Consider the following 18,782-nt stretch of genomic DNA (forward strand, 5'->3'; position numbering starts at 1 on the left):
AGATAAGGAGCATGTGCGGAGAGGAGGGAGTTGATGTTAACCGGCATTACGGTCGTTGATTTTACGCGCCTTCTGCCAGGGCCGTATTGTACCATGCGTCTTGCGGATCTGGGGGCGGAGGTGATCAAGATCGAAGCTTTTCCGGAAGGGGATCCGGGGCGGACGCACCATCCCCAGGTAAACGGAACCGGGGCGGTCTACCTGAGCGCCAACCGCAACAAGAAAAGCGTGATGCTCAATCTGCGGGCACCGCTTGGCCGAGAGCTCGCATTCGCGCTGGCGTCGCAAGCGGATGTGGTGGTGGAAAGCTACCGGCCCGGGGTGATGAAGCATCTGGGATTGGATTACGAGTCTTTGCAGCAGGCGAAGCCGGACCTGGTGTACTGCTCGCTTTCCGGATACGGGCAGTCCGGCCCGATGCACCAGCTGGGGGGGCACGACTTGAATTATCAAGCGGTGAGCGGGTTCCTGTCGGCCAACCGCGATGCGGAAGGACGCCCCGTCGTATCGGAAGTGCCCGTGGCCGATTATGCAGCCGGCGGGCACGCAGCCGAGCAAATCTGCGCGGCGCTCGTCCAGCGTTTCCGGACTGGGAAAGGCGCGTATCTCGACATCGCCGCGGCGGATCTGCTCGCTTCCTGGATGGGCGTCCATGCCGCGATGGCGCAGGAAGAGGCTTATGACGGATTGGGACCGCTGTTGAAGGGCCTGCTCAATTACCAGGTGTACGAAACGGCGGATGGACGCTTTGTGGCGCTGGCGGCGCTGGAGGAGAAGTTCTGGCATAATTTCTGCCGGGCGGTCGGGCGGGATGACTGGGAGACGCTTGCGGATACCAGCATTGCAGCCAATCCGGAGATCTACGAAGAGATGAAAGCGCTTTTTCTGACCCGTACGCAGAGCGAATGGAGCGAACTGGGCGGCGAAGTGGACTGCTGCCTGACAGCCGTGGAAGAGATGGATACGTGGCGGGAGAGCCCGTATATCACCGGCCGGGGACTTGTCTTCTCCCTTCCGTTCGGGCAGGGCCGCGAGATCCTGCAGGTGCGCGCGGAACAGATACGGCCCGTGGACAGGATGACGCCCCCTCCCGTCTGCGGGGCGGATACCTATGAGGTGCTGCGCACCAAATTGCAGTGCACCGACAAACAATTGGAACAATACGCGCAAAGCGGAATCATCGCAAAAGGAGAGGCAGCAACCCTATGAGCGAAACAGGAAGCAAAACCGTTCTCACACACCTGGCCGATGGGGTCTTTACCATCACGCTCAATCGGCCCCACGTCTTGAATGCTCTTACCATTCCCATGTTTCACGAGCTGGCGGAAGCGATCGGGCAGGCTGCCGCAGAGCCGCTTGCCCGCGTGGTCCATCTGCGCGGAGCCGGCGGCCACTTCTGCTCGGGTGCCGACCTTGGCGTTCTCGCCGCCATTTCCGGGGCGGAGCAGGCAGACGAGGTGCTGCGTGTGATCAACGGCTTTTTGACACAGCTTCACCACATGCCGAAACCGGTCGTGGCCGTGATTCAGGGAGCGGCGGTTGGAGCAGGCCTAAATCTGGCCCTGCATGCCGATTTCGTCCTGGCTGCCGAAGAGGCGGTGCTGCAGGAGCCTTTTGTCCACATCGGGCTTGCCACCGATTTCGGCGGGACGTATCTGCTGCCGCGTCTGGTCGGGATGGCGCAGGCAAAGCGGCTTGCCATGCTGGGTGAAAAGCTCTCCGGCAAAGAGGCGGAGCGGATCGGACTGATCTACAAGGCGGTTGCGGCTGACGCGCTGGAGGCGGAAGTGGACAGGCTGACTGCGGCCCTTCTCCGCCTGCCCAAGGACGCCCTGCAGAAAGTGAAAGAAGGCATCATGCGATCGCCGGAGATGACATTGGAGCAAGCGCTGGCATGGGAGAAGGAAACGCAGCCGCGGCTGATTCAACAGCCGGAGTTTCAAGCGCTGGTCAAGGCCAGATTGAAGAAATAAGCGGGGAGCACCTGTCCGGCAGCTATGGCCGGGCAGGGTGCTCCTGTTTTTCCATGCCCATCACCACGTCCGTGATGCGGAAGTATCCCTGTGTGACCCGTCCAATTGTCATCGGAAATGATTGAACCATTTTACGCTCTCTTTCTTCTCTTCATTGACAAGCAGCTGAAATACATCTGGTCGGGCATAATGCCCAACGACGTCAAAATCAAATTGGCTGGATGCAATGAGCCGCAAGTCAAGATCGGCTATCAGGATTTCTTCCCGGCCGTAAACGGGTTCAACAAGATACTCCCCCAAAGGCCCGACGATGGCGCTTCCCCCTTTGCTCATCTCGAATTCGGATGATTCCAATTCGTGATAGCAGGCTAAATCGGTGGGATACATGTCCTTTGTCACATATTGATTGCACGATAAAACGAAACATCTCCCTTCCAATGCGATATGCCGAATGGTAGATTGCCATGTATCCCTTGCATCCGCAGTAGGGGCGATATAAATCTGAACGCCTTTGGCATACATGGCTGCCCTTGCCAATGGCATATAGTTTTCCCAGCAAATCAATGCCCCGATTTTTCCATATGGCGTATCAAAAACAGGCAGCGTACTTCCGTCTCCTTCGCCCCAGATGATTCTCTCGGAAGCGGTCGGCTTCAGTTTGCGGTGTTTGCCAAGCAATGTTCCATCCGGTCCGAAAAACAAGACGGAGCAGTAGAGGGTACCACCGCTAAACGCGTTGTCTCTTTCGATTACTCCAATTACGAGATAGACACCGGCTTTTCGAGCGGCATCTCCCAGCCATTCCGTTGTTTCACTCGGCACGGGAACCGAGTTTTCCCAATAGCGGAGCCAATCTCTTCGGCCTTCGGGTGACCTGCTTCCCACTTTCGTCCCAAAAGTAAGCCCTCGTGGGTAGGCGGGAATAAATGCTTCGGGAAAAACGACCAGATTCGCTCCTTTTTCCGCTGCTTCCAACGTGAAAGAGACAGCTTTTTTGGCAGTCGCCTCACGATCCATGATGACGGAGGCAGCCTGAACAACAGCCACGCGAACGGCATTTTGGCGGTTACTCATCTTCTTTCTCCCCCTTTATAAACAAAATATTCTTATTTTTGTATCTTAATGGTAAATCAAACTTGTCTGGCTGTACTCATCCAATTTGACGGTTTATCCACCATCCAGCAGCATCTGCCGCATATAAATGCTGCAGTCTGTTGCATGCTTGTCGGGAAACCGGGGAAAACGCGCGTGGGAAGGTAAGATTTTGCGTTGTTTCCGCAGCTTTTGTTGTGGTAGTATAAAGGTGTTCACAAGTTCACGGACTTGTCCTGCGATGTACGTTAGGCCCTTTCGATTTTTTAACCGATGACTGTTTCGAGGGAGACAGAACTCTGTGCGGTATGTCAGGCCCACCTCCGCTTGCGGACGCATGGGAAGGCAGAGCCCACAGACGGGTCACCCACCTGCTAGGTGCGGGTTAAGAAACATGGGGCGGACGGCAGAGCGGGGTATTTACGCACAAATAACCCGGAGCGGACAGCTCCGGGTTTTTGTCTGTTACGGTCGGGCGGGGGTAAACTGCTGCATGATCTCTGCGCGCAGCGCCTGTTTCTTTGCGGCCAACACCTTTGCCATCACCTGATCCCGCACGTCGGCATAGGGGAGGACGCTCCGCTTTTCCACGAGGATCACGTGATAGCCGTATTCGCTTTTTACCGGCATTCCCACTTTGCCCACCTCCTGGGTCAGCACCGCCTGCCGGAACGATGCCACCCAATGGTCGTCAACCGGAACGTTGGCATACAAGCCGCCGTTCTCCCTGCTGCCGGGATCTTTGGACCGTTCCTTGGCCAGCGCGGCAAAGTTTGCGCCGTCATCCAAACGCTGGAGGATGTCGTTCGCTTCGTCTGCCGTATCCACCAGGATGTGGCGGACGGATGCGATCAGGAAATCGTTTGGATGCTCCTGATAATAGGCCGTCAGCGCCGTTTCCTGGATGGTGGGTTTCAGACAGGCGGCGATGTACAGGTCAAGCAGGGCAAAATCGCGCAAATCCTGTTCGCTGATGTCCGCTTGTGCCATCGCCTGCTTCAAGCCCGCATCGCTGCCATAGAACCGATGCTGCGCGAGGGCTTTCATCGTGGTTACATATTGGGCGAGTTCGGCGTCGTTCACCTTGATTTGATCGCTGTGCTGCGCCTGCAGGTAGCGGAGGAGAATCGTATCCGCTGTCAGGCGTTCCTTGAATGGCGAGGCATACGGAACGCTTTGGCTGCCCAGCGCAAACATGGTGAAGATGCGCCACATGTTGTCCAGCTCATCCTGATAAACGGTAAGAGATCCGATCCGGCCGAATGCCACTCTGTCGGCGATGAGGACGCTCTGCTGCGCGGCTGCCCAGCTCACTTGATATTGCAGCGCCTCGGCGATGAAACGGATCGGCACCATCGTTCGGCTGTTCATGATTCTGGCGGGGGTATCCAGCAGGATGGGTTGATGGTTGCGCAGGGCTGTCTGGCGGTCGATGGTCAATTGGACTTGATTTGCACCTTTTGAGATGGTCACGGTGCGGCTTTTGCCATTCCAGCTGACGGCAAACCCCAGCCTTTCCGCAATCGGGCGAATCGGCACAAGCGTCCGACTGTTTTGAATCACCGGCTTTTGATCGGGAAACTGGATCGCTTTGCCGTTGTAGCTGACGTGGATCATGCCTGCCGCCGTGGCGGGAGCAGAGGAGGCGAGCGCAAACAGGGAGAGGCTGAGGGAGAGTGCGGTTATCCGTTTCGGCAGCATCGCATGCATTCCTTTCAACGAGCTATGTATCGTTTTCATCTTAGCGGAACTGCAGGCGGTTTGCCCACTGTTTTCATGAGGGAAATAAATGGAAAAAGGGCGAACCGGCATGCTTCCGGCTTCGCCCTCTATTCGTATTTAGGAAAGTTTAAGGGTCGGGGGCCCCCGCCGACAACAGCGTTAGTTTAAGTCGGTGGGGTAGTTTTACTGCATGCCCGGAATGCTTAGATCCTGCCCTTGCTGCTGGGTTTGCCCCTGTTCGTCCCCGCGGCTGATCACCGTGCATTTTTGCTCGATGTCCTGCGTGGCTTTGGCGTCCTGGATGATTTGATACATCTGCAGGAACGTGGCTTTCTCTCCCTCGGGAATTCCCTTGATGCGTACCGTCATCTCCTGCGGCCCCTGATTTTGCTGTGTGAGAGCCTGATTTTGCGAATCGTCGTCGTTCAACAGATTAAAGATGCCGGAATTGTCGTCACTGCTGTTCTGCTGACCGCTGCCGCCGTTTTGCTGATGTTGGTTTTGGCCGCTTCCCTGCTGGGATTGATGATTTTGTCCCTGATCAAACAGGATATTAAATTCATTTAAGTCCGTCTGCACAATTCCGATTACGTTCATCGAACATCCTCCGTTGTCAGGAAATAAGTAGGGCATGGTTATCCCGGCTGCCTGGTATGGTCGATGCTTTGGCGCAGCAGGTAGCTGTGGTACAGATATTCGACCACGGACAGTGCGAAGGAGGTGAGAAACAGTCCGGACAAGCTGAACGTCTGCAGAAAAACGATACTGGCCGTCCATAGCAGGGAGAATGACAAGAGAAAATCGGCGAAGCTCGCAAACGTATTGTTTGTCTTCGGCAGGATCACCCGATCGCCGACCAGATAAGAGAACAGGCTCAACCCAAGAAAGGCCCATACGGCAAAGGGAAGCGTGGTACCGGACCACAGCAGACCGGGAATGACGATGATTCCGTTTGCCGCGAGCTTCCACAAGAGGTTCATGCGGCTACACCTCCGTTTTGGGCGGCAGGAGCTTCTCCATGTGTCCTGCCAACCCGAGGGATCTGCTGCATGCGCCAACGTCCCGCTGGCAGCACCGACGCCTGCGCATCCTGCTCGGGCAGCCAGGAAGCCCTGCGCCTGCAGGCTTGCACCAGCCACGTTTTCGATGCTCTTAGTATGGGCAGAACCGGTCTGCTTATGCGTTTTTTTCCTCTCCGGCGGGGCGGTTTGCCTTTAATGTCTGCACGATGCTTTCATCCGGGGTGACAAACAGGGTGCGCTGCTGTTCATAAATGCAGAATCCCGGTTTGGCGCCGCTTGGTTTCTTCACGTGTTTCACCAGCGTGTAATCCACCGGGACCTGGCTGCCGTGTCTGGCTTTGCTGAAAACGGCGGCGAGCATGGCCGCTTCGCGCAGCGTCTGTTCCCCAAACTCCCGGGAGCGAATCACCACGTGGGAGCCCGGGATATCCTTGGTGTGCAGCCAGGTTTCATGCGGCAGGGCAAGCTTGTTCGTCAGATAATCGTTCTGCTTGTTGTTTTTGCCGACAAGAATCGGGATGCCTTCGCTGGAATAGTAAAGATCCAGCTCCGGCCGCAGCTCTTTTTTCTTTTTGCCATGTCGCTTCTGGCGGTCACGGACATAGCCCTGCTCCACCATCTCTTCGCGAATCTCTTCCGCATCCTGCAGGGTGGCGTGTTCGAGCTGGACCAAAAGCCCTTCCAGATACAAAATCTCCTCTTCCGCCAGCGCGATCTGCTCGGTGACGATCCGCACGCTGCTTTTTGCCTTGTTGTAGCGTTTATAGTAGGCCTGCAGATTTTCGGACGGCGATTTTAACGGGTCCAGGGGAATGGTGACCGTGCCGCCGTTTTCGTCGTACCAGTTGACCGCCTGCAGCTCAGCGTCGCCCCGTTTGATCCGGTGCATGTTGGCCGTGATCAGCTCCCCGTACAGCCGGTAGCGTTCCGCTTCCTTGGCTTCCTCCAGGGTTTGCTTCAGCTTCTCGATCTTTTTCTCGTTCTTGCTTTTTTCGCTGGTGACGATGCGAATCAGGTCGTGCACCTTCTGCTTCACCACATCGCGCATCGCCTTGGCGGCATAGAATGCCTGCAGGCACGCGCTGACCGACGCGAAAACGGCGCGACTGCCGTCCGGCAGATGGGTCAGTTCGGTCACGGAGAACGCCGCCTTCTCCTTGCTCTCCACGATGTTGGGGAGGTATTGATGCCGCTTCACCTCGTCCATCAGTTGGGAGAACGATGCCCACAGCCGTTCCCGGGTGGGCAGGCCGGCGCGGTGAACCACTTCCTTGGCCAAGAGGGGACTGATGCCGCTGAAGGCGTCCACCAGCTGTTTGTCCCATTTCCCGCTGTTCCAGTCCAGGGCCGAGATGAAGTCAGGCTCGGTTACCAGCAGCGGGTTGCGTTTGTTCTGGGCGGGGGGAGCCACATACGTCCTTCCGGGCAGCACCTGCCGGTATTGGCTGACCGCCGCAGAGACGTGATGGACGCTGTCCAGAATCGTGTTGCTGGCGGGATCTGTCAGGATGATGTTGCTGTGCTTGCCCATGATCTCGACGATGATCCGCTTGAGGGCGGCATCCCCCAGTTCGTCGCGCGTTCTCACGTCGATATGGACAATGCGCTCCATTCCCACCTGGGCAATGGATTCGATCACACCGCCTTCGCAATGTTTGCGCAGCAGCATGCAGAACATCGGCGCTTCCTGCGGATTGACGAACTCCTCCGTGGTCAGATGCAGGCGCGGGTAAGTCGGGTTGACGGAGAGGAGCAGCTTCAGGTTTTCTCCCTGTGCCCGGATATGTAAGACGATATCGCTTGCATGGGGTTGATGGATGCGGGAAATGCGGCTGCCGGTCAATTTTTGCAGCTCATGGACGACCGCACGCATGACAACGCCGTCAAAGGCCATAACCAATCACCTCGGTAGCACTCGCCCGGGCGTCGCCGGCGCTTCCCGTCCGGCGGCAAAGGCTCCCTCCGCTCGGCTCGCGAACGCTTCGCGGAAGGGCCCGGGCATGGTCTATAATCTATAATATAATCAGAAACTCTGTTCATTCAGTCTATCATAGGATGGGGGAATGCCCAAGCCTGGGAAGCCGGTTGATCAGGGATCGGTTGACACTGCCAATGATTGTCTCCTATAATAGAATAACGATTTTGTGTCCATGGAAGTGAACGTGATGATCCGAAGCATGACAGGATACGGCAGGAGCGAGACCGTGCGCGGTTCGCTGCGGCTTACCGTGGAGATGCGGGCGGTGAACCATCGGTATTGTGAAATCGCGGTCCGGCTGCCGAAAGCGTGGGGAATGCTGGAGGATCGAGTGAAAAAGATTGCGGCGGAGAGTGTCAGACGCGGCCGCGTCGATATTGCCGTTGCGGTCGAACAAAGCGAGGTTTCCTCCCATGGCTTTCATCTGGATTGGGAGACAGCTGACCGTTACGTCGAGGCGATTCGTCAGATCCAGTCCCGCTATGCGCTGCCGGACACCTTCACAGCCAACGATCTGCTGGCGCTCCCGGGAATCCTGCAGTCGGACGACAAGCTGATCGGTTCCCCGGACGATGTGGAAGGCTGGCTGGCCGAAACGGTGCAGGCGGCTGCGGATGACCTGCTCTCCATGAAGCGGGCCGAGGGCATGAAGCTCTGCGAGGACCTGCGGAAGCGGCTGGATCAGATCGCGGTATGGACGGATCAGATCCGCGCCCTGGCGCCGCACGCGACGGCCGAGCATCGCCAGCGGCTGCTGCAGCGCCTGGAGAAACTGAAGGAAGAACTGCCGTTTGAATTGGATGAACAACGACTGGCGCAGGAGATTGTCTTATTCGCCGAGCGTTCCGATATCTCTGAAGAGACGACGCGCATGATCAGTCACTGTACCCAGTTTTCCGAACAGCTCTCCAAGGAAGAGGCGGTTGGACGCAAGCTTGATTTTTTGCTGCAGGAAATGAACCGCGAAGCGAACACGATCGCCTCCAAAGCCAATTACCTGCCGATCCAGCGCCTCGCCGTCGACATCAAGACGGAACTGGAAAAAATGAGAGAGCAAGTTCAGAACATCGAGTAGAAAGAAAGGATGGACTGGGCAGAATGGGAATCAAGCTGATAAATATCGGATTTGGGAATATCGTCAATGCCAATCGGATCATCTCCATCGTAAGTCCGGAATCGGCGCCGATCAAGCGGATCATCCAGGAAGCGCGCGACCGGAGCATGCTGGTTGACGCCACATACGGCCGCCGCACGCGTGCCGTGATCATCACGGACAGCGATCATGTGATCCTGTCTGCCGTCCAGCCGGAAACCGTGGCGCAGCGGCTCAATACCAAAGACGATGAGTCTGACGAATAGAGTGGGAGTTGAATAAACGGATGGGCAATGACAGCGGACTCCTCTTGGTTCTTTCGGGACCGTCCGGCGTGGGCAAAGGCACGGTGTGCAAGGCGCTGCGCAAACGGATGCCCGAGCTGGTTTACTCCGTGTCCGCGACGACACGCCAGCCGCGTGCGGGGGAAGTGGAAGGAGTCAACTATTTTTTCAAGACCAAGGAAGAGTTCAAGAAAATGATTGAAGAAGACGCTCTCCTGGAATGGGCCGAGTATGTGGGCAACTACTACGGAACGCCGCGCCGTTTTGTCGAGGAAACCTTGGCCAGCGGACGGGACGTGATCCTGGAGATCGAAGTGCAGGGAGCCCTGCAGGTGAAGCAGAAGTTCCCCCAAGGCATCTTTCTTTTCCTGGCGCCGCCCGATTTGACCGAGCTGCACAACCGGATCGTCGGCAGAGGCACCGAAACGGAAGAATCCATTCGTGACCGCATGTCCATGGCAAAAGCGGAAATCGAGTTGATGGATAACTACGATTACGTCGTGGTGAATGATGTGATCGAAGCCGCCTGCGATCGGATCCAGGCGATCATTACCGCCGAACACTTGAAAAAAGACCGGCAGATTCACAAATTCCGCAAATGGCTCAAGGAGGTATAACGATGCTCTATCCATCCATTGACAAACTGGTCGAGAAAGTGGGCAGCAAATATACGCTTGTCACCGTTGCCTCGAAGCGCGCCCGTCAGCTGCGCGAAAACAACAACCTGCAGCTGGAGAAACCGCGGTCAAAGAAATTCGTCGGGCAAGCCTTGGAAGAATTGATCGAGGAGAAGCTGTATTACGAAACCCAAGGACGCAAATCATGAATCCTTTTCTTGTCTAGGCAACAACCTCCGAGCAGGTTGTTTTTTTTCGCAATATCGGAAAGCTAATGTTCTTTAATGCGCTGAAGCATCTGAGAAAGGTTGGGGGCCCCCGCCGACACCATTTTTTCAGGGGGCCCCGAAAAGTATTCGGAATTAGCTTCGAAGGCAAACGTCACTTTTTGGGGTTGAGCAAAGCTACAGTCGGCGGGGTTATTTCATGAGGGAGTGAGACTCGATGCAAGCGTTGATAGGGAAAAACATCGTCCTGGGCGTGACCGGCGGCATCGCCGCGTACAAGGCCGCTGCCCTCACCAGCAAGCTGACGCAGGCGGGCGCGGCGGTGCACGTGATCCTGACGCAAAACGCCCGGCAGTTCATCCAGCCGCTCACCTTTCAGGCATTGTCCCATCTGCCGGTCTATACCGATACCTTCACGGAACCCGACCCGCAGCAAATCGCCCATATCGATCTGGCCGACCGGGCAGATCTGGTGCTGATTGCACCGGCTACCGCCAATGTGATCGGGAAGCTGGCCAACGGGATCGCGGATGACATGCTGACGACCACGCTGTTGGCCACCAAGGCCCCCGTCATGCTGGCGCCGGCGATGAATGTGAACATGTATGGGCATCCGGCTGTAGCCGCCAATATGAAACGGCTGGCTGACTACGGCTACCGGTTTATCGAGCCGGGGGAAGGGCTGCTCGCCTGTGGATGGGTTGGCAAGGGGCGCATGGCGGAGCCCGAGGAGATCGTGGAGATTGTGCAGCGCTTTTTCGCGGAGGGACAGGCCGAGAAGCGGGAGGCCGTCCGGGACCTGGCCGGCAAGCGCGTCCTGATCACGGCGGGGCCGACGCGGGAGAGGATCGATCCGGTGCGCTACATCTCCAACCATTCATCCGGCAAGATGGGGTATGCCCTCGCCGAGGCGGCCCGCGACCGAGGGGCCGATGTGGTGCTGGTCAGCGGACCGACCGATCTGCCCCGGCCGGACGGGGTCACGTTTGTTCCGGTGGAATCGGTGCAGGAGATGTACGATGCCGTCCTCGACCGGTTTGAAGCCAGCGATATTGTCGTCAAGGCGGCTGCGGTTTCCGATTATCGACCCGTCAGCACCCATTCCCATAAGATGAAAAAGACAACGGGCACGCTGCGGCTGGAACTGGAGAAAGCTCCCGATATCCTGCAAACCATCGGCCGGCAAAAAACCCATCAATACCTGGTCGGGTTCGCGGCGGAAACGCAGGATCTGCTTCGTTACGCGCAGGAGAAGCTGGTCCGCAAAAATGCCGATATGATCGTGGCCAATGATGTCCTGGCCGAAGGGGCCGGCATGGGCGTGGATACCAATATCGTGACGCTCGTGACCAGCGACGGGGAGACCATCGCCTTGAACAAGATGAGCAAGCGCGAGGTGGCGGACAAGATCTTCGACACGGTTCTGGCCAAGATGTCCGCCCGCACGGTGAAACGGACATGATGATCGCCAAAGTGATCGTGGATGTGCCGGTGTCGCGGACGAACAGGCCGTTCGACTATCTGGTGCCGGATTGGCTTCAGCCGCTGATGGATGTCGGCAGCCGGGTGATCGTGCCGTTTGGGCCGAGGAAGCTGCAGGGGTATGTCATCGAGGTGGCCGAGATGGAGGAAAGCGGACCGGTGGAGCCAAACGGGAAACAGCCTGCTCTGCGCGAGGTGGAGCAGATCCTGGATGACGTTCCCCCGCTGACCCCCGAGCTGATCCGGTTGGCCCAGTGGATGAGCAGGCAGTATCTGTGCCCCTGGGTGACGGCCATGCAGACGCTGCTGCCGTCCGTGTTGAAAGGGAAGGCGGAGAAGGTGCTGGTTCCCACCGAAGCGCTGGAGCGCAGCGTCGCGGTCGGGTCGCCTCTGTTGAGCGAACTGCTGGCCAAAGGGATGCTTCCGGCTGCGGACGCGGAAAAGCGGTTCCCCCAGGAAGCGCTTCTCGTTCCCGGGTGGATCAAGGCCGGCTGGCTGGCGAGCGAATATCGGGTAAAAGACAGGGTGACTCGCAAAACGGTTTCCTGCGTGACGCTTCTCCTGAAAGACGAGCAGGTGGAGGAGGCGCTCGCGACGCTGCCCGCTCGAGCCGAGCAGATGAAGCGGGTGATCCGCCATATGGCGATGTTCGGCGGGGAGCCGATGCCGGTGAAGGAGCTGCTCGAGGTACTCGGCATCAACCGCAGCACCCTGAAAAGTCTGGAACAGAAAGGATACGTTCGCATCGAGGAGAGGGAAGTATACCGCGATCCGTATGCGAACAGGCGGTTCACGCAGGCGGTCAGGCATCCGTTTACCCCCGAACAGGCAGCGGTCTGGGCGCCCATTGCCCAAGCGATTGATGAGGGGCGTTTCGCTTCCTTCCTGCTGCATGGGGTGACGGGCAGCGGCAAGACTGAGGTTTACATGGAAGCGATCGAGCGGACCCTGGCGCAGGGAAGGGAGGCCATCTTCCTCGTGCCGGAGATTTCGCTGACGCCCCAGATGGTGGAGCGTTTCAAATCCCGTTTCGGCAACCGGGTGGCGGTGCTGCACAGCGCGCTGTCCCAGGGGGAACGGTACGATGAGTGGCGCAAGATCCTGCACAGGCAGGTGCAGGTGGTGATTGGCGCCCGTTCGGCGATTTTTGCCCCCTTCCGCAACCTGGGACTGATCGTGATGGACGAAGAGCACGAAGCTTCCTACAAACAGGAAGAGACGCCCCGCTACCATGCCCGGGATGTGGCGCTCTGGCGCGCCAGGGAGACGGGGAGCGTGCTGATTATGGGCAGCGCCACCCCGGCCTTGGAGACCTACGCCCTGGCGGCGCGCGGACGCTATCAGCTGCTGACGATGAAGGAGCGCGTCGGCAACCGGCCGCTTCCCCGGGTGCATGTGGTGGACATGCGCGAGGAGCTGCGGGAAGAGAATCGCTCCATGTTCAGCCGGAAGCTCTATGCCATGATGCAGGATCGGCTGCAGAAAGAGGAGCAGATGGTGCTCTTTTTGAACAGGCGCGGATTCTCCACCTTTGTGATGTGCCGCTCATGCGGGCATACGCTCCGCTGCCGGCATTGCGACATCTCGCTGACCTATCATAAAACCAATCATACGGCACGCTGCCATTATTGCGGTTATACCATCAGACAGCCGGACCGCTGTCCGGACTGCCAAAGCGAGCACATCCGCTTCTTCGGCACCGGCACCCAGAAGGTGGAGGCCGAGCTGGCCAGACTCTTTCCGGGCATTCGCGTGATTCGCATGGATGTGGACACCACCTCCCGCAAAGGGGCCCACGAGGAACTGCTGGGCAAGTTTCGCGCCGGACAGGGCGACGTGCTGCTCGGCACGCAGATGATCGCCAAGGGGCTTGATTTTCCGCGCGTTACCCTGGTGGGGGTGATCGCCGCCGACACCTCGCTGTGGCTGCCGGATTTCCGGGCGGCGGAGAAAACCTTCCAACTGCTGACACAGGTGGGAGGCCGGGCGGGGCGGCACGAACTGGCGGGCGATGTGGTGATCCAGACCTATACCCCGGAGCACTACAGCATCCGCTGCGCCACCCGGCACGATTATCAGGCGTTTTTTCAGGAGGAGATGCTTCAGCGCCGACGCGCCGGCTACCCGCCGTACTTCCGGCTGGTGCTGGTCACCTTCTCCCACGAGGACGTACCCGTGGTGATTCGGGCCGCCGAAGAGGCTGCCCAGTTTTTGCGCCCACGGTTGGCTCCGACCACCCAGCTGCTGGGGCCGGTCGCTTCGCCGATCGCCAAGGTGAAAGATAGATTTCGCTTCCAGATCATGTTAAAATACCGTGACGAACCAGATATCAGCGACGTGCTCGGCCGCATGGCTTCGCACATGGACGACTGGCTGAAACAGCATCAGGCGGGCATGACGATCGATATGGACCCGCAGATGCTGCTCTAAGCGCGTCGTGAAGGAAAAGGGAGGACAACAGAACATGGCCATTCGCACGATTGTAAAGCATCCTGATCCGATTCTGCGGGAGAAAGCGGCTCCCGTCACCAAATTTAATGCCAATTTGCACAAGCTGCTTGATGATATGGCGGAAACCATGTACGACGCGGACGGCGTCGGCCTGGCCGCTCCGCAGGTGGGCATCCTGAAACGGGTGATTGTGATGGACTGCGGGGATGGATTGATCGAGGTGGTGAATCCGGAGATCATCGCCTTCGAAGGCGAGCAGTTTGACTATCCCGAGGGCTGCCTCAGCATCCCGGGACTGCGGGGCGATGTGCGCCGCCACAAATGGGTGAAGCTGCGCGGCCAGGACAGACACGGCCAGCCGTTTGAGCTGGAGGCGGAGGATCTCTTGGCCCGCTGCGCCCAGCACGAGATCGACCACTTGAACGGCGTTCTCTTTATCGACGTTGCCGAGCGCGTGTATCCGGTCAAACCGGACGAGGAAGGGGAATGACCGCGTGAAAGATACGCGAATTGTTTTCATGGGTACGCCCGATTTTGCCGTTGCCAGCCTGGAGGCGCTGGTGGAGGCCGGGTACAGGATCGTCGCGGTGGTGACGCAGCCGGACAGACCGGTCGGGCGCAAGCAGGTGTTGACCGCTCCGCCCGTGAAGGAGGCCGCCCTCCGTCACGGACTGCCCGTCCTGCAGCCGGAGAAGATCAAAGAGTCCGGCGCGCTGGATGAGCTGCTGGCGTACCAGCCGGAGTTGATCGTGACCGCCGCGTACGGGCAGATTCTGCCGAAGCGGCTGCTGGAAGCGCCCCGCCACGGCTGCATCAATGTGCACGCGTCGCTTCTGCCCAAATACCGGGGAGGAGCGCCGATCCACAAATGCATCGTGGAGGGCGAACAGGAGTCCGGCGTCACCATCATGTACATGGTGGAGGCCCTGGATGCGGGCGATATGCTGGCGAAGGTGCGGGTGCCGATTGAGGAGCGCGACACGGTCGGCACCCTGCATGCCAAGTTGGCGGCAGCGGGGGCCAGGCTGCTGGTGGATACCCTCCCCGAACTGCTTGCCGGCCGGATTGAGCCCGTGCCCCAAAACCATGCGGAAGCCACCTTTGCGCCCAACATCAAGCGGGAGGACGAGCGGATCGATTGGCGCAAAACAGCCGTCCAGATCTACAACCAGGTGCGGGGGCTCAACCCCTGGCCGGTTGCCTTCACCACCTTTGACGGCAAGGTATGGAAAATCTGGTGGGTGGAGATCGTCCGACAAGACGGAACCGTGGGGGAACCGGGAACGATTGTGGAGCGGCAGGCGGACGGTCTCGTGATCGCCTGCGGGGAGGGAGCGGTGAAGATCACCGAACTGCAGCCGGAAGGAAAGAAGCGGATGAGCATGCGCGACTACCTGCAGGGAGCAGGAGCCGCGATCGAAATCGGGACGAAGGTAGGGAGCGAATAACGTGGCGGCAGGAAAAAAAGCGGGTGCGCGCGACATCGCGCTGGATGTCCTGACCCGGATTGAGGAAAAGCGCTCGTACAGCAATCTGGAATTGAAGCATGTGCTGGACAAGACGCCCTTGTCCGCCCCTGATGCCGGTCTGGTGACCGAACTGGTGTACGGGACGATTCAGCGCCGCCATACGCTTGAATATGTGCTGGCTCAATTCGTCAAAGGACAGAAGAAGCTGCAGCCCTGGGTGCGGCAGCTGCTGCTGCTCAGCCTTTATCAGATCCGCTATCTGGACCGCGTGCCGGATCGGGCGGCCGTTCATGAAGCGGTGGAGATCGCCAAGCGCAGGGGACATGCGGGCATCGCTTCCCTGGTCAACGGCGTGCTGCGCAATGTGCTGCGCCAGCCGCAGGTGTGGGAAAAGCTGCCGGACAAAACCCCGGTGGAGCGCATCGCCTTTCAGGAATCCCATCCCGAGTGGCTGGTCGCGCGCTGGCTCCGCGTATACGGCGAAGCGGAAACAAACGCGATCTGCCGCAGCAACAATTTGCCGCCGCATCCGTCTGTAAGAGTGAATCGATTGAAAACCACGCGGGAGGAGCTGCTGGCAGCCATGCGCGCGGAAGCTCCCGAAGCGTCCTTGTCCTCCGTCAGTCCATTCGGCATTCTGCCGGGACCCGGCAACCCGGCCCATTCCCGCTGGTACCGCGAAGGCTATTGCACCATCCAGGATGAAAGCTCCATGCTGGTCGCCCCCGCTCTGGGCGTCAAGGCGGGGCATCGCGTGCTTGACGCCTGCGCCGCGCCGGGTGGAAAGACCACCCATCTGGCCGAACTGATGGAGAATCAGGGGGAGATCATCGCGTGCGACATCCATCCCCACAAGGAGGAACTGATCAGACAAAACGCCGAGCGGCTCGGCATTACCATCATCAAGACGCTGGTGAGCGATGCGTGGCATCTGCCGGATCGGGGGTTGGGACAGTTTGACCGAATCCTGCTCGATGCGCCCTGCACCGGCTTCGGCGTCATCCGCCGCAAGCCGGATCTGAAGTGGAACAAAAGCGCCGATGACATCGCCGAAATCGCCGCCCTGCAGATGCAGCTGCTGACCCGCCTCTCAGGCATGCTGGCTCCCGGCGGCCTGCTGGTGTACAGCACCTGCACCATTGAGCCGGAAGAGAATCAGCTGCTGGTGGAACGGTTTGTGGCCGAGCATCCGGAGTTTGCGCTGGATGACGCGCTCGTCGAAGATCTTCCGCCGGCGGTGGCGGCCAAAGCGGAGACGGGCAGGGGATATGTGCAAATCCTGCCGCACCATTTCCACAGCGACGGCTTTTTTATCGCGCGCTTGAAGCGGCGGGCGTAGGCCATGAAGCGGCGGGCCGGCCCGGGATGCCGTTCGTTCCCTTTTGCGTGAGCCGGTCTGACTTCCCGAAATTTCACGTTTGTTTGGCAATCGGCCAAAAGGCTTACAATAGTGAGGAAAGCGATTCATTGATGCCTGCCGTCCGTACGGGGTACAATGAAGACAAATTTGGATAAAAGGTGAACGCACAATGCCGATGATTTCCCTGACCGGTAACAAACCGTTAATTTACAGCATGACGCAGGATGAACTGAAAGAGTGGCTCACCTCCAACGGGGACAAAGCGTTCCGCGCCCAGCAAATCTTTGACTGGCTGTATGTCAAGCGGGTTGGCTCCTTCGATGAGATGAGCAACCTGTCCAAGGAACTGCGCCAAAAGCTGGCGGAGCATTTTCGCATCGATCCGCTGGCGGAGATCACCCGCCAGCAGTCGCAGGACGGGACGATCAAATTCCTGTTCCAATTGATCGACGGCCACGCGATTGAGACCGTGATCATGCGCCACAACTACGGCAACAGCATCTGTGTGACGACGCAGGTGGGCTGCCGGATCGGCTGTACCTTTTGTGCCTCCACCCTGGGAGGACTGAAGCGCAACCTGGAGGCGGGGGAGATCGTCGCCCAGGTGTTGATGGCGCAGCGGGCGCTGGATGCGGAGAAGGAGCGGGCCAGCCATGTGGTCGTCATGGGCATCGGGGAACCGTTCGAGAACTTCGAGAATCTGCTTGCGTTTTTGCGCATCATCAATGACAACCGGGGGCTCAATATCGGCGCTCGTCACATCACCGTCTCCACCAGCGGCATCATTCCGAAAATCTATGAGTTCGCCGAAAAAGGGGGGCAGGTGAATCTGGCCATCTCCCTGCATGCGCCCAATACCGAGCTCAGGACCAAACTGATGCCGATCAACCGCGGTTTTCCGCTGGAGAAGCTGATGGAAGCCTGCCGCTATTATGTGGAGAAGACGGGAAGACGCATCAGCTTCGAGTACGGGCTGTTCGGCGGGCAGAACGACCAGCCCGAGCATGCCGAGGAGCTGGCCGACCTGATCGGCGATATGCTGTGCCATGTCAACCTGATTCCGGTCAACTACGTGCCGGAACGCAACTATGTACGCACACCGCGCAACGAGATTTTCCGCTTCAAACGCATTCTGGAGGACAGAGGGATCAACGTGACGATTCGTCGCGAGCATGGCAGCGACATCGCGGCTGCCTGCGGCCAACTGCGTGCCCAGTACGCAAAAGAAACGGCGGGGTGATCGAATGGAAATCGCGATGAAATCGCATGTCGGTCGTGTCCGGCAGGTGAATGAAGATTACTATGCGTGTATGGTAACCATGAAAGGCCGGGTTCTGGCGATTGTCGCGGACGGGATGGGCGGCCACCGGGCGGGGGACGTCGCCAGCCGCCTGGCCGTGGAGAAGATCGTGGATTCCCTGCAGGACCTGGAAGCAGGGCTGGAACCGGAAGACGAACGGGAAAGGCTGATGAACGCGCTTCGTTACGCCAATGAAGAGGTGTACCGCTATGCCGAGGAACACCCGGAATGCAGCGGGATGGGAACCACCGTGGTGGCCGCCCTGCTTGGACCGACGGGAGGCATTACCGCCCATATCGGCGATTCCCGTCTCTACCATTTCGGGGAGGGGAGACTCTCCTTGCAAACGGAGGACCATTCGCTGGTGCAGGAACTGATGCGCAGCGGCCAGATTACGATGGAGGAAGCCTCCGTCCATCCCCAGCGGAATGTCCTGATGCGCGCGCTGGGGACGGAAAAAGATGTGCGCATCGATCTCGGCACTTTCTCCTGGGTGCCGGGAGATGTCGTCCTGCTCTGTACGGACGGGTTGAGCAACAAAGTAAGTCCGGAAACCATGGAAAAGTGGCTGGTGACGCCGCTCTCCCTGCAGGAGCAGGTGGACGCCCTCGTGCAGCAAGCGATCGACGCGGGCGGCGAGGACAATATCACGCTGGTGGCGGTGCGCAATGTGGCGGCACCGCTTGACAACAGCGGGAAGGAGGGGTGAGAG

The 18,782-nt window shown here is 58.7% G+C and carries 18 protein-coding genes and 1 other RNA gene; 14 read left to right on the forward strand and 5 right to left on the reverse strand.

Annotation, left to right across the window (positions count from 1 at the left end; all coding sequences use genetic code 11):
- The first annotated feature begins 33 nt into the window (after positions 1-33).
- Entirely contained in the window at positions 34-1,209 is a 1,176-nt protein-coding gene (locus tag G3578_RS01270) for a CaiB/BaiF CoA transferase family protein (protein WP_165207847.1), read from the forward strand.
- The gene (locus tag G3578_RS01275; protein WP_165207849.1) at positions 1,206-1,973 is read left to right on the forward strand and encodes an enoyl-CoA hydratase/isomerase family protein; all 768 of its coding nucleotides are present in this window, start codon (positions 1,206-1,208) and stop codon (positions 1,971-1,973) included. Before G3578_RS01270 ends, G3578_RS01275 begins: the two co-directional genes overlap by 4 nt.
- Positions 1,974-2,081: 108 nt before the next feature.
- On the opposite strand, the gene G3578_RS01280 is transcribed toward G3578_RS01275, so the two are convergent.
- Entirely contained in the window at positions 2,082-3,047 is a 966-nt protein-coding gene (locus G3578_RS01280; protein WP_165207851.1) for a carbon-nitrogen hydrolase family protein, read from the reverse strand.
- 248 nt (positions 3,048-3,295) lie between these two features.
- Between G3578_RS01280 and ssrS the strand changes: the two genes are divergently transcribed.
- Positions 3,296-3,487, forward strand: a non-coding RNA gene (ssrS, locus tag G3578_RS01285) — 6S RNA.
- A 43-nt stretch (positions 3,488-3,530) separates the two neighbouring features.
- Here the strand turns inward: ssrS and G3578_RS01290 are convergent.
- From G3578_RS01290 to G3578_RS01305, 4 genes are all read right to left on the reverse strand, one after another.
- Positions 3,531-4,766, reverse strand: coding sequence for a stalk domain-containing protein (locus G3578_RS01290; protein WP_165207853.1), 1,236 nt, complete (start codon positions 4,764-4,766; stop codon positions 3,531-3,533).
- A 204-nt stretch (positions 4,767-4,970) separates the two neighbouring features.
- Positions 4,971-5,384, reverse strand: a complete 414-nt coding sequence (locus G3578_RS01295) for a hypothetical protein (RefSeq protein ID WP_165207855.1) — start codon at positions 5,382-5,384, stop codon at positions 4,971-4,973.
- 38 nt (positions 5,385-5,422) lie between these two features.
- Positions 5,423-5,767 carry a DUF2512 family protein gene (locus tag G3578_RS01300; protein WP_165207857.1) on the reverse strand — a complete coding sequence of 115 codons (345 nt, stop codon included), beginning with the start codon at positions 5,765-5,767 and terminating at the stop codon, positions 5,423-5,425.
- A 196-nt stretch (positions 5,768-5,963) separates the two neighbouring features.
- Positions 5,964-7,703 carry an Rqc2 family fibronectin-binding protein gene (locus G3578_RS01305; RefSeq protein ID WP_165207859.1) on the reverse strand — a complete coding sequence of 580 codons (1,740 nt, stop codon included), beginning with the start codon at positions 7,701-7,703 and terminating at the stop codon, positions 5,964-5,966.
- 271 nt (positions 7,704-7,974) lie between these two features.
- Between G3578_RS01305 and G3578_RS01310 the strand changes: the two genes are divergently transcribed.
- From G3578_RS01310 to G3578_RS01360, 11 genes are all read left to right on the forward strand, one after another.
- Positions 7,975-8,862 carry a YicC/YloC family endoribonuclease gene (locus tag G3578_RS01310; protein ID WP_165207861.1) on the forward strand — a complete coding sequence of 296 codons (888 nt, stop codon included), beginning with the start codon at positions 7,975-7,977 and terminating at the stop codon, positions 8,860-8,862.
- Between the two features lie 23 nt (positions 8,863-8,885).
- Positions 8,886-9,146, forward strand: a complete 261-nt coding sequence (gene remA / locus G3578_RS01315; protein ID WP_165207863.1) for an extracellular matrix/biofilm regulator RemA — start codon at positions 8,886-8,888, stop codon at positions 9,144-9,146.
- Between the two features lie 20 nt (positions 9,147-9,166).
- A complete protein-coding gene (gene gmk, locus G3578_RS01320; protein WP_165207865.1) occupies positions 9,167-9,781 on the forward strand; it encodes a guanylate kinase in 615 nt (204 codons plus the stop codon).
- A 2-nt stretch (positions 9,782-9,783) separates the two neighbouring features.
- Positions 9,784-9,990: a DNA-directed RNA polymerase subunit omega gene (gene rpoZ / locus G3578_RS01325; RefSeq protein WP_165207867.1), complete on the forward strand. Its 207-nt coding sequence runs from the start codon at positions 9,784-9,786 to the stop codon at positions 9,988-9,990.
- 235 nt (positions 9,991-10,225) lie between these two features.
- Positions 10,226-11,470: a bifunctional phosphopantothenoylcysteine decarboxylase/phosphopantothenate--cysteine ligase CoaBC gene (gene coaBC, locus G3578_RS01330; RefSeq protein ID WP_165207869.1), complete on the forward strand. Its 1,245-nt coding sequence runs from the start codon at positions 10,226-10,228 to the stop codon at positions 11,468-11,470.
- Positions 11,470-13,920 carry a primosomal protein N' gene (gene priA / locus G3578_RS01335; protein WP_165208387.1) on the forward strand — a complete coding sequence of 817 codons (2,451 nt, stop codon included), beginning with the start codon at positions 11,470-11,472 and terminating at the stop codon, positions 13,918-13,920. The genes coaBC and priA overlap by 1 nt, the downstream gene beginning before the upstream one ends.
- A gap of 34 nt (positions 13,921-13,954) precedes the next feature.
- On the forward strand, positions 13,955-14,431 hold the full coding sequence (gene def / locus G3578_RS01340) for a peptide deformylase (RefSeq protein WP_165207871.1): 477 nt from the start codon (positions 13,955-13,957) through the stop codon (positions 14,429-14,431).
- Between the two features lie 4 nt (positions 14,432-14,435).
- Positions 14,436-15,389: a methionyl-tRNA formyltransferase gene (gene fmt / locus G3578_RS01345; protein ID WP_165207873.1), complete on the forward strand. Its 954-nt coding sequence runs from the start codon at positions 14,436-14,438 to the stop codon at positions 15,387-15,389.
- Between the two features lies 1 nt (position 15,390).
- Positions 15,391-16,749 (forward strand): 16S rRNA (cytosine(967)-C(5))-methyltransferase RsmB, encoded by a 1,359-nt coding sequence (rsmB, locus tag G3578_RS01350; protein ID WP_165207875.1) that lies wholly within the window; start codon positions 15,391-15,393, stop codon positions 16,747-16,749.
- A gap of 190 nt (positions 16,750-16,939) precedes the next feature.
- The gene (rlmN, locus tag G3578_RS01355) at positions 16,940-18,010 is read left to right on the forward strand and encodes a dual-specificity RNA methyltransferase RlmN (protein WP_165207877.1); all 1,071 of its coding nucleotides are present in this window, start codon (positions 16,940-16,942) and stop codon (positions 18,008-18,010) included.
- A gap of 4 nt (positions 18,011-18,014) precedes the next feature.
- Positions 18,015-18,779, forward strand: coding sequence for a Stp1/IreP family PP2C-type Ser/Thr phosphatase (locus tag G3578_RS01360; RefSeq protein WP_165207879.1), 765 nt, complete (start codon positions 18,015-18,017; stop codon positions 18,777-18,779).
- Positions 18,780-18,782 lie beyond the last annotated feature (3 nt).

Source organism: Brevibacillus sp. SYP-B805, assembly GCF_011059135.1.
Taxonomy (GTDB): domain Bacteria; phylum Bacillota; class Bacilli; order Brevibacillales; family Brevibacillaceae; genus Brevibacillus_F.